10 protein-coding genes and 2 pseudogenes are annotated in these 11123 nt (G+C 60.1%); 8 read left to right on the top strand and 4 right to left on the bottom strand.

The window, feature by feature from the left end:
• Positions 1-400: 400 nt before the first annotated feature.
• Positions 401-850, bottom strand: a pseudogene (locus AC1DS3_RS28305) (tyrosine-type recombinase/integrase); the annotation flags it as partial.
• Here AC1DS3_RS28305 and AC1DS3_RS28300 point away from each other — a divergent pair.
• The 6 genes and pseudogenes from AC1DS3_RS28300 (at position 842) to AC1DS3_RS28275 (ending at position 7365) form a co-directional block, all read left to right on the top strand.
• Complete coding sequence (locus AC1DS3_RS28300; protein WP_441639825.1) at positions 842-1327, top strand: tyrosine-type recombinase/integrase; 486 nt, start codon at positions 842-844, stop codon at positions 1325-1327. The pseudogene AC1DS3_RS28305 and the gene AC1DS3_RS28300 sit on opposite strands and share 9 nt — an antisense overlap.
• 253 nt (positions 1328-1580) lie before the next feature.
• Positions 1581-2486, top strand: coding sequence for a Mu transposase domain-containing protein (locus AC1DS3_RS28295; RefSeq protein WP_441639824.1), 906 nt, complete (start codon positions 1581-1583; stop codon positions 2484-2486).
• A gap of 21 nt (positions 2487-2507) precedes the next feature.
• Positions 2508-3259, top strand: a pseudogene (istB, locus tag AC1DS3_RS28290) (IS21-like element helper ATPase IstB).
• An 895-nt stretch (positions 3260-4154) separates the two neighbouring features.
• Positions 4155-4397, top strand: coding sequence for a hypothetical protein (locus AC1DS3_RS28285; protein WP_441639823.1), 243 nt, complete (start codon positions 4155-4157; stop codon positions 4395-4397).
• A 773-nt stretch (positions 4398-5170) separates the two neighbouring features.
• On the top strand, positions 5171-5590 hold the full coding sequence (locus AC1DS3_RS28280; protein ID WP_441639822.1) for a PRC-barrel domain-containing protein: 420 nt from the start codon (positions 5171-5173) through the stop codon (positions 5588-5590).
• 701 nt (positions 5591-6291) lie between these two features.
• Positions 6292-7365 carry a zinc-binding metallopeptidase family protein gene (locus AC1DS3_RS28275; RefSeq protein ID WP_477128398.1) on the top strand — a complete coding sequence of 358 codons (1074 nt, stop codon included), beginning with the start codon at positions 6292-6294 and terminating at the stop codon, positions 7363-7365.
• Positions 7366-7548: 183 nt separating this feature from the next.
• Here the strand turns inward: AC1DS3_RS28275 and AC1DS3_RS28270 are convergent, their stop codons facing one another.
• From AC1DS3_RS28270 to AC1DS3_RS28260, 3 genes are all read right to left on the bottom strand, one after another.
• Positions 7549-7812, bottom strand: coding sequence for a hypothetical protein (locus AC1DS3_RS28270; RefSeq protein ID WP_441639819.1), 264 nt, complete (start codon positions 7810-7812; stop codon positions 7549-7551).
• A 746-nt stretch (positions 7813-8558) separates the two neighbouring features.
• Positions 8559-9104 carry a phasin family protein gene (locus tag AC1DS3_RS28265; RefSeq protein ID WP_441639830.1) on the bottom strand — a complete coding sequence of 182 codons (546 nt, stop codon included), beginning with the start codon at positions 9102-9104 and terminating at the stop codon, positions 8559-8561.
• A 213-nt stretch (positions 9105-9317) separates the two neighbouring features.
• Positions 9318-9485, bottom strand: a complete 168-nt coding sequence (locus tag AC1DS3_RS28260) for a hypothetical protein (protein WP_441639818.1) — start codon at positions 9483-9485, stop codon at positions 9318-9320.
• A 679-nt stretch (positions 9486-10164) separates the two neighbouring features.
• On the opposite strand from AC1DS3_RS28260, the gene AC1DS3_RS28255 reads away from it, so the two are divergent.
• Together AC1DS3_RS28255 and AC1DS3_RS28250 are read left to right on the top strand one after the other, a co-directional pair.
• Entirely contained in the window at positions 10165-10749 is a 585-nt protein-coding gene (locus AC1DS3_RS28255) for a hypothetical protein (RefSeq protein WP_441639817.1), read from the top strand.
• A 219-nt stretch (positions 10750-10968) separates the two neighbouring features.
• On the top strand, positions 10969-11123 hold a 155-nt coding region (locus tag AC1DS3_RS28250; RefSeq protein ID WP_477128399.1), incomplete at its 3' end, for a CsbD family protein.

The following is an 11123-nucleotide window of genomic DNA, read 5'->3' as shown; positions in this document are numbered from 1 at the left end:
GAACGAGAGTGCGCATGATGGCCTGGCGCTGCAAGAGCAGAGAAACCTTACCGAGGCAGATGCCGTCAGCGTGCTGGTGGAGAAGCTCAGCAAGCTGGTCGCAAGCTTGAAATGGCTTGCAGCGCTTGTTGCGCTCTTGGTCATCGTTTTCGCATTTAAAAACCGATGATCGAGTGGACCCATACGGCACGAAGACTGGGGCCACAGGCGCAGGGTTAGTGCCACGCGGCGAGAGCAGCGGGGGTCGGGCGATCCCTAGGCTAACAGTGCATTGCTTGCCATTGCGGAGGAATGACGTGTGGATACAAAGGCCTACTGGGGCTCCCCTTGATACTGGGGGTCGCTTCAAAAAACGGACAATATTGCCCGCTGAGATTTCGGGAACCCTGCCAGAAGCTGCCTACCGGGCGGCAAAGGCCTGATCCATCTGGCGTGCCCGCTTCACCTCATCGCTTTGCAGGTAGATCGAGGTGGTGGCCACCGACGCGTGGCGAAGGTTATCGCGCACGGTGGTCAGCTCCGCGCCACGGGCCAAGGCATGGGTCGCGTGCGTATGCCGCATCCAGTGGGGACTGGCCCGATGCAGCTTTTCCGCGACTGTCGGGTGATCGCCGGCGAGGATGTCCGCAGCCTGGCCAAAGAAGCGCCGCATTACCGTCCACAGGCGGGTGCCGGTGATGCTGGTTGCGCTGTCCTGCTCCAGGCTGGCGATCAAGGGCGTCTTGGGATTCCAACGGGCTGGCGTCACGGGCAGGCCGCGCTGCACGAGATGCTGATCGAGGGCCGTTCGCGCAAGCGGTGGTAACGCCACTTTTCCAGGCCGACTGCCCTTACCGATCAGGTGGAGCCAGTCGGCCCGATATCCTTCATTCATCTGCATGGCAAGGGACGCAAGCAGCGGTCGCTGCCGTTTTGGAAGAGCACAGCCCGAGATGTTCGCGACTGGCTTGGCCGTAATCCGCAGCTGACCGAGCGATCGCCGCTGCTGCCCACACGTCAGGGCAATGCAATGAACCGAGCCACGGTCTGTCAGCGGCTGAAGCTGGCGACCAAGGCAGCGTCGGATCGGCATCCCGAACTCGCTAACGTCAAGGTATCCCCGCACCGCATCAGGCATTCGACCGCAATGGCGATGCTGCAGTCCGGTGTATGGCCCACTGAGATTGCGTTGTGGCTCGGTCACGAGAGCCCGACGACGACGCACATGTACGTCGAGGCGGACCTCGAGATGAAGGAACGCGCGCTCGCTCGATTGAATCCGCCAGATGTGAAGCGAGCTCGGTACCAGCCACCCGAGACGCTTCCGCGATTCCTGAAGTCGCTGTGATTATGTGAACCAAATGGAGGACACGCCGCGCTTCCAACCGAGCGCGGCCCCTCGCTCGTCTCAGCCGGATTTACATAAAAACGCTGTTCGCATTAGACGCGTCATGTACATAAGACCATAGCGCGTCGAACTACACGTACATCGAGGCGACCTGGTCCCAACAACTGCCCGACTGGATCGCCAGCCATGTGGTGCCCTGAACTTCTTCGGCGGTTGCACCGAGTTGTGGGTGCCGGACAATCGGCGCAGCGGCGTGACCAAAGCGTCGCGCTACGAGCCGGACCTTAACCCGACCTATCAGGACCTTGCCAACCACTACGGCGTGGCTGTGCTGCCGGCCCGCGTACGCCGCCCCAAGGACAAATCGAAAGTGGAGAATGCGGTGTTGGTGATGTCGCGCTGGGTGCTGGCGCGCCTGCGCCATCAGCGCTTCTTCAGCCTTGGCGAACTGAACCGCGAGATGCGTGCCCTGCTGACCGCCCTGAACCAACGCCCGTTCAAGAAGCTGCCCGGCAGCCGCGCCAGCGCCTTCGCCGAAATGGATCAACCAGCCTTGCGCCCCTTGCCAGGACAGCCCTATGAGTACGCCGAGTGGAAGCTTGCCCGAGTCGGCGTTGACTACCACGTCGAGGTCGACGGTCACTACTACTCGGTTCCTTATCAACACGCACGCGAGCAGGTCGATGTGCGCGTCACCGGAGCGACGGTCGAGATCTTCCGCCACGGCCAGCGGCTGGCCAGTCATGCCCACTGCGCCTTCAAGGGCCGGCACACGACGGTTGACATGCATATGCCGCGGACCCACCGCGAGGTCGCAGGCTGGAGCGCGGAGAAACTGACCAGCCGGGCTACTGCCATCGGCCCCCGCTGCACCACGCTGGTCGAACGCTTGTTGCGCCAGCGGCGCCATCCGCAGCAGGCGTTCCGCAGTTGCCTGGGTGCGCTTCGGCTGGGACAGGAGTTCGGCAACGCGCGCCTCGAAGCGGCCTGCGCGCATGCGCTCAAACTCAACACCGTGAGTTGGAAGAGCCTGCAATCGATCCTCAAGAATAGCCTGGACTTGCAGACCCCGCCGGGCGCGCAACGCACGCTCGACCTGCCGGAGCACGAGAACCTGCGCGGCGCCCACTACTACCAATCGAACTCCATCCTGCACTGAAGCGCCAACGAAAGGAAAATGATGCTGCACCATCCCACCTACGACAAGCTGAACAAGCTGCGCCTGTTCGGCATGGCGCGCGCCTTGCACGATCAGGGCAGCCTGGACCTTGATCACCTCGGCTTCGAAGAGCGCCTCGGCCTGCTGGTTGACCGCGAGGCGACCGAGCGTGATGGGCGGCAGTTGGCTTTGCGCCTACTGCGCGCCAAGCTCAAGCCGAATACGGTTGCCGAAGACACCGACTACCGCCACGCACGAGGACTGGACAAGCCATTGTTCCAGCGCCACTGGCCGGCCAGTGGCTGTCTGAGAAGCAGAAGGTGCTGCTGACCGGCCCGACGGGCGTGGGCAAGACTTGGCTCGCTTGCACGCTGGCCCACCAAGCGTGCCGTCAGGGCTACAGCGCCTACTACGTGCGCTTGCCGCGCCTGCTCGACGAACTGAGCATCGGCCGAGCCGACGGCCGTTACACCAAATTGCTCAAGCAGTTGGCCAGAATTGACGCCTTGGTGATCGACGACTGGGGTCTGGCTGTCCTCGACGATGTGCACCGCCGCGATCTACTGGAGGTGCTCGACGACCGCCACGGCGCCCGTTCAACCATCGTCACCAGCCAATTGCCGATCGATCACTGGCACGCCGCCATCGGCGATGCCACATTGGCCGACGCGATCCTCGACCGGCTCGTCCATAACGCGCATCAGCTCACGTTGAAAGGTGATTCCATGCGAAAAATGCGCGTCCGTTTGACAGCGCAGACTGACCAGGAGTAAAAGCCGAACTTCGACCCCGCGTCGCTGCGCCCGTAGTGTCCAGTTTGGCCTGGAACGCGTGCCCAGTTTGCGTTGGAACAGGTGCCCAGTTTGCGGCGGAGCGGGTGTCCAGGTTCGGCGGAATACGCAGACGGGAGCGACACGCGGTGCTTGGGTCCAGCAGGACCAAATCATAGACGCCCCCCTGGGGGAAAGACCGTGCTGTCAGTACATGGCTTCGGCGGTACATGGCATGGGGTTAGGCGAAAGGGGAGCCCGCGGCCGCGGCGACCGGTATCGAGGAGAGGTCGCGGACGAGATGACTAGATTCCTCGAGCCAAAGCGCGCGGTCTCCCATAATCTTCGCGTTGCATTCTATTCTGCTTAGACTATGAAGGATGAAGCAGAGGATGTGAGATGGGGGTGACATGCACGCGAGTAAGTTTGCGCGAGGATATCTGGAATTAGCTGGCATCCTGGCGGTGGCAGCTGGCCGGACCGTTCAACGCGGCGAAGGACCAGCGAAAGGTGACCTAGTCACGGCTCATGGCGAGTCAGACCCCTCAGTGAAGTTCAACTTGCTCATCATCGAATCGAACGCACCGGGCGAGTGGCTTGCAGAGGTCTTTGCCATTGGATGCGGGCTCGAGTCGTTGACCACGTTTGACGGCGTGGATCTCGGGGACAAAGTGCCAATCTTGCTGGACGAGATTTCGGGAATTATTAGGCGTAGCCGGGCGCAATGAGAGCACCTGAGGGATTTCGGTTCCCCTCCGGCATTCTTCGGCTTGGCCACGTGCTCGGTCCGAAGTCAAACACGCATCGGCGGAACGAGTTCGCATGCGCTTACGCGGACCATAACCCATTTGCAAACGTCGCCTTCGCCGCTGCGCAGTTCGTTCATCCGAGCGTGGTGGTGACCGACTGGATCATGCCGCATGCCGATGGCGCGATGCTTTGCAAAATGCTGCTACGCGAGCCAAGCCTTAGCGCCACGCCAATCGTGATCTCGACCAGTTGCAAGCTACAACCCGTGATCGCCAATCCGACCGTCCGCTACTGCCCGAAACCCTGCCTGCCCGACGATGTGGTGCGGGCCGTTCGTGACCTCCTTGGCGACGCGGCCTTCCCATGTGTGTACGACGCGCTGCAGTCTTGAAACTCTCCCCGAGGGCTGATCTGGACGATGACAGCTGGCGGCAATACTGGCGGGACCGATACCCGCCGGCGATTACTTCTGGCTGGCCTGGCCGCTCTTGGTCGGGCTTCCGGGCGTACCCCAAGACGCAGAACGCGAGAGGCCGGCCCCCCCAATTTGGCAAGGCTTCGACCCAACTGGCCAGCACCAGCAGTCCAGGGTTTCTCGACCCATGCCGCTGCTCCCGGCATTGCGCACCTGAGCGTGACAGCCATCCGGACATCCCAGCGACTCTCGCCACGGCGCGGCTTATAAGCTCGGCAGTCCTGCCAAAGGCAGAAAATATCGTGAATAACATTCACGGGGTCCCGCGCAAGGACGGCCGGGAACGTCACCAAGGAAGGCGCGAGATATGCGGAATCGCATCCTCCTGCGCAGGGGAAGGCAACAGTAGCGCACGGCGTGCACGACACAGTCGTAAAGCGGCAGCCTAGCCTATCTACCACACACAAGCGATCCGCCCGCCTGACCAACGGGTCCGCCAATGCTGCTGGCGGAGCACACGGCGCTGCAGGCGGAAGCCGTCGGGTTGCTGAGGCTGGCATGGCCGCTGCGACAAGCGAAATAATTTCGTAACAATGGTTGGGACACGAGGGGCGARACCTAACATTATAAGAAKGGAGGAAACCCTCCTGACAGGCTGCCAAGGGACCGTCCGCAAGCGAAGCGGGCGATGGTGTCTCAAGGGTGACCTCAGGAACTGTGACTAACCTCAGGTTCTTAGTGAGACGACCATGAACTATGAAGAACGCGATACTTATGGCATGTATAAAGGCAACCGCGCCGAAGGGCCTGGTCCCCACTTGATGGGTGCCGACACCCTGGTTGGGAACGACGTCTACAACCACAAAGGCGAGGATCTGGGCGACATCAAGGAAATCATGTTGGATATGCGCACCGGAAGAGTGAGTTATGCGGTGTTGTCATTCGGTGGGTTCCTCGGCATGGGGGAAAAGCTGTTCGCCGTGCCATGGAATGCATTGACGCTCGACACGGCGAACAAGCGCTTCGTGCTAAACGTGGAAAAGGATAGCCTTGAAAGAGCACCGGGATTCAATAAGGACAAATGGCCAGATATGGCCGACCAGTCCTGGGCGATACAAATCCATTCGTTTTATGGCACTCAACCGTATTCAGACGAACCGCGCATATAACCTAATCTGCTGCCTCGTCCGCGCGGCTTCTTAAGCGCGGACTGGCAAGCGCAGGTAATTGTATCGGCTGCTCGAACGTTGCTTGCCCTACCTCCGTCACCCTCCAATCAGTCATGCCCAGAAGCTTCGCGTGAGCTGTCGCTTCAGCGGGCTCTGATACGAGGCGTTCTTTGGCCAAATTCAGTTTTTTCGCACGACTCCAGAAATTAGTCAACGTCAGACGTGGGAGAGGCAGCGTGAAATGCCGGACTGGAATGGACTGGCTACGGCGAGCGGTCAATGCCAGGCAGAACTTTTCGTTGCGATAGTGGTTGATTCCTCCCAGGCGACGGGCATGTCACGAGCTGACCGGGTACGCCAACCATTCATCGGTGCCGGTTTGCAAGTGCCCTGCGCCAGGCACATATTTTGCGGGTTGGACCATGGCTCAAACGGTTCAGTAACCGTCACCACACAGGAGCTCGACGATGACAAACGAGAATGGCAGGCCCGATTCGAAGCCACGGGCCAAGCCCTGCACCCGCGGCCATATMGAGCAGCCGGGGGAAGGCCGCAAAACCACGCAGCCGGGCGAGCACGACCCGCAAAGCGAGCAGCCCGCGGATCTGGCGAGCACCTCCCGCTAGCAGGTGCTGGAGCGCTAGCGGCGGCTCTTGCAGCGGATGGGGCGTGTAAATATTTTTCGCCAGGTAAAAGAATCCATGAAGACCTTTCACTGCGGCAGTTGCTCCAACCTGGTTTTTTTTGAGAACGTCACCTGTGAGCGCTGCCAGGCGCCGCTTGGCTACGTCTACGACATCTCGCAGATCTGCGCGTTCGAACCCGCGGAATGCAACCTGTGGCGCAGCTTAAATGCCGGCGCGCAAGACAAGCTTTACAAGCAATGCCAGAACTACGCTGTGGCAGGTGTGTGCAACGGCATGATCCCGGCCACTTCGGAAGACGTGCTTTGCGAGTCATGCAAGCTAACGCGCACCACGCCATGCCTGGATACGCCGAACAACCGGCTCTACTGGGCCCGGCTTGAGGTAGCCAAGCGCCGCGTCCTCTATACCTTAACCGCCCTGGGCCTGCCGCACGTGTCCCGCGAGGCCGCTCCGGAATTCGGGCTGCAATTCGACTTCCTGGAAGACGTTGGCGAGGAGCGCGTGATGACCGGGCACGACAACGGCCTCATCACCATGAACATTGCCGAGGCCGACGACGCCCATCGGGAAAAAACGCGTTCGCTGATGGGCGAGCCGTACCGCACCTTGCTGGGCCATTTCCGGCATGAGATCGGCCACTACTATTTCGATCGCCTGATCGCCGGCACCCGCTGGCAGGCACCGTTTCGCGAGCGCTTTGGCGATGAGCGCGCGGACTATGGCGAAGCGTTGAAGGCGCACTACGACAAGGGCGCGYAGGAGGGCTGGGAGCAAAACTACGTCAGCGCCTACGCGGCCACCCACCCGTGGGAGGACTGGGCCGAAACCTGGGCACACTATCTCCACATCGTCGATACCGTGGACACAGCCGCGGCATGCGGCCTTGCGCTCAAGCCAGGCACGGCAGGAGAGCCCACCCTGACGGACCAGACGCCCGTCGGGGATGCCAGCTTCCAAAGCCTGATGGACCGGTGGTTTCCGCTCACCTACGTGCTCAACAGCCTGAACCGGAGCCTGGGCGTGCCGGATGTCTCCCTGTTCGCGCTGAGTCCTGTCGTGGTCGATAAGCTGCGTTTCGTGCACGAGGTGGTGTCGGCCGGGCCGCAGGCCGCATTGCCTAATCCGTAAGGCGCTTATTCCGGCTCGATAATCGCCACCGTTTCCACGCCATTGACCTTGTCGAAGGTTGCGTGGACCTTGCTCCCTTCCTTCAGAGATGGGGCCCAATATCACCCCGATAGCAATTGGCTTGGACACCGTCGAGCAGGTGTGCTGGGGCTTTGATAATCATATAGCCGGCCTCCCCTCTGGCTAACCTGGATGGCCAGATGAATCGAAATCAGGAAATTCGTCGTCAAGTATCTCGAACACCTCTTCCGCCTTTCCTCCTAGATTGGATTCAAGATTTCGCAACAAGTGTTCATCGGAGCGCAGCCATCTATATGCCCGCTGCACATCCTCAAGGGTGGGCTCGATCTCCAGAATCCGTGCAATCACTTCGCCTTCAAATGGACCGATAATCTCGCGGATTTCACTAGCGCTTGCGTATCGCGAATCGGTCTTGGTGTTGCGCATGGCAATGTCTCCGATCGTGTGCACTCGGTACCATCGTCGAACTCACCGAATGCGTCTATGGGCCTTGTCGCGCAGGCATGGAATGTCTTCGGTACTGATCACCACTCCTGGTTTCGACCTCAATGATTTCAGCTTAGCAGCTGCGTTTGCCAGGCTCCAACCCTCCGACTAGGCCGCGAGGTTACCCAGTGAGACGATTCCGGATAGCCAGAAAGACCAGGCCAGCCGAGTGGCTGGCCGAGAATTTAGCTTCAGCTGCACTCTGCGCGAAGGATGAAGGAAGGTGTCATGATCGACGTGACGGACGCTGGGTGCCGGAGGCTTGGATTCGCGACAGCCTTTTCGTTGACCCGGCCCACTCCGGCCGGAAGCCCCGTCCTGCCTGAAACCCAGACGCACTATGGCAAGGGCGACACCTTGCGCGTGGTAGAGCTGTTTGCCACCATCGGGCCTCGTTGCTGCAACCCGGTTGGCTTGCGGGATGCCTTGCTGCGATGGCACGGCATGACGCATACGGTCATCAGAAGCGCTGGATTGTCGGACCCGGGCGCTCAACCCTGGGCGCCCAAGCCGAGGCCGCCATCGAGAAATTGAGCGATTGGATCACCGTGCCAGCGTTACGACTACTGGAGCAACTGTGTCCTAACCGCGAATAGGTGCAAGCGTCGCGATTGGCTGACGCACACTACTCGCGACTTCTTAGCGACTTATATTGGGTCGATTGGCGCCACATCAGGCCTCAGGCGTTACGTCTTGGCGGCGCGCGACCCATGCTCGACGGTCTGCTTGGCCGCCTTCGGCGTCGTCCTGCTCGCCGCATTGAAATTACTTTCGGCGACTTCGATCGCCTGTTTCACGGTCTGGTACATTGTTTCTGACAGTTTGTTGTTGGCGGTGATCACCGACGTCAGCGCGGTAACGGCGGGCTCCGAACCCGCCGGCGCGCTGTTCGCAAGATTCTCGACGAGTACCTCGCATTGCACCCCGATGGCCTTGGCGAATGCGGATTGCGTGGCGGACCCAATGTCGTACAGTTGACGGCAGTACGACAGCACGTTCTCGCCGATCGGCTGCATCAGACTGGCTTGCAGCGCGAGTAGCTCTTGCTGGTCTTTGACAGCTAACGACTTCTGTGCGAGCTCCCGCGTTTCCGCCAGCGTCGACTTCATTACCTCCAGATTCAGCGCAACTAGTCTCTCGAAGCCTGCGAAGGCCTGGTTCGCCAATCCAAACAGGATGGCGAGGTTGGCTTGTTCAAATGCCGCGATTTGCTCGGGAGGTAGCGGATTCATCATGAAACTCCTGAAATTCGACTCGACGCGTGTCCGAGAGAATCGGACGACTATTTTTGTGCGACAGGATGTGTGTTGGACTACAGGGGCGTATCACGATGCAATGCAACCTCGTGCGGGTTAGACGCATAGGCACCCATCAGCGATGACGATCAAGCGAACCACTCGCCTACAGTGCCATCATGAGGGCCGCATACAACGCCCCCAGCTCCCTCAGCGAATTCCCGCGATGGCATTGAGGATGGTACCGCCCCTAGCCGTGATGCGGGGACGTTGGTGTCCGGAGGGGAGTTCCTCTAGGTTGACGAACTGGTGTTCGAGGAGGGTGTCAAGATCCGCGCGATCCAGTTCAGTGGCGGCCGGGCCGTCCTTGATCAGCATGAGGGTCGCCAATTCATGAGGACTCAGCATCCTGTTGTCTCCTATGTTTAAATTCAGGTCTTCTGGGAGGCGTCACTTGTAGTCCTCGCACTGTGCGCATGGGACGCGGTGGAGACTGTGACTTCCTTTGTACGAGGTCCTCGACCACGGGGCGCCTACCGCGCGCGCCCGGAAGACTTATTCAATACCGTCCCAGGCGCATTATCAAGGTGTGACATGTTTTTTTAGGACAGTCTTCGCCTGGCCGACGTCCAACTGTCGCTTCCTGGATCGCTTGTACATCGTCCAKACCGCCCGACTCCATCGCGGTCTCTGCCATGCACCGCATGCTTGAATACCTGACATCGCCATCCTAAATTGTGACTAGATCTTAGGCCAATCGATGTTGCAGTGCGGGATCACCGGAGGGGGCTGTTGACTCGGCGGTTCCGCCGGAGAGGCCCATGCTGTAGCCTGTGGACGCGGTTGCCTGGCCGGTGGGGTCTTTCGGCCGAATCCTCGGCGTTGGCGGGAAGCTGTTCGGCCTGCGCYGACCTTCGACCTGCAATGCAAATGTTTCGTGCTCGAGCTGACTCCATGCATTTGGGCGGCACAGTTTTCTGCCTAGTCTTTGCAGATCCGCGCCAGGAACCGACGGTGCGCCAAGCAGAAGAATCCGACGACTGATAAGGAGGTCGACATGATGACGAAATGGTTGTTCGCTGCCATCTTTTCGCTGATGGTTACTGTGCCGACGAGCTTGGTACTCGCAAGAACCGCGTCCGCAGCGGGTTCAAAGGCGGATTACGACGCCGCGGTGAAACAGGCCGACGCTGATTACAAGGCAGCCAGCGCCAGGTGTGGCGAGATGACGGCCAACGCCAAGGATGTTTGCAAGGCCGAGGTCAAGCGGGATCGCGATGTTGCGAAGGCCAACGCCGAAGCCTCGCGCGACGGCACCGCCAAGGCGCAAGCGAAGGCACACAAGGTTAAGGCTGACCGAGACTACGACGTGGCTAAGCAAATGTGCGGCGACAAGACGGGCAACGACAAGGATGTTTGCGTGAAGGAAGCCAAGGTTGCTCACGAGAAGGCGCTTGGCGCGTCCAAGGTCGAGAAGGCTGCCGCCACGGGAACCAGCACAGATGTCGCGGAGGCTCGTCGCGAAGCCAAGAAGGACACCATGGACGCCAAGTACAAGGCCGACAAGGAGAAATGCGATGCCCTGTCCGGCGATGCCAAGGACAAGTGTACGGCGGACGTGAAGGCACGGTACGGCAAGTAATCGGGCAAGTCACAGACGGAGGTCTCGGACGCTAACTATCTGGCTGATAAGGACAAGTGCGATTTCGGCAGCGCCAAGGACAAATGCATTTCGGACGCGAAGGCCAGATTCGGCACGTAGTCATTGCCTCGGTGGGCGGGGCATGCCGTCGCCGCTTGTTGAGGAAGTGGGCAGGTCCGGCAGCGGATTCACCATCAGGAACCCGAATGGGAGTTGATCATGAACTGGGATCAGATCGAAGGCAAGTGGGAGCAAGCAAAAGGCAAGGTCAAGGAAAAGTGGGGAAAGCTGACTGACGATGACCTAACCCGGATAGAAGGTAAGCGCGATCAACTCGCTGGAAAAATCCAGGAACGCTATGGCTATACGAAGGA

It is taken from the genome of Cupriavidus sp. 01L46, assembly GCF_056399905.1.
This window is presented reverse-complemented; position numbering and strand designations above follow the sequence as displayed.

Excerpts from the sequence above, each read along its gene's own strand:
- AC1DS3_RS28280 (WP_441639822.1), top strand. The coding sequence starts at position 5,171 with ATGAACTATGAAGAACGCGATACTTATGGCATGTATAAAGGCAACCGC.
- AC1DS3_RS28270 (WP_441639819.1), bottom strand. The coding sequence starts at position 7,812 with ATGCGCAACACCAAGACCGATTCGCGATACGCAAGCGCTAGTGAAATC.
- AC1DS3_RS28265 (WP_441639830.1), bottom strand. The coding sequence starts at position 9,104 with ATGAATCCGCTACCTCCCGAGCAAATCGCGGCATTTGAACAAGCCAAC.
- AC1DS3_RS28260 (WP_441639818.1), bottom strand. The coding sequence starts at position 9,485 with ATGCTGATCAAGGACGGCCCGGCCGCCACTGAACTGGATCGCGCGGAT.
- AC1DS3_RS28255 (WP_441639817.1), top strand. The coding sequence starts at position 10,165 with ATGATGACGAAATGGTTGTTCGCTGCCATCTTTTCGCTGATGGTTACT.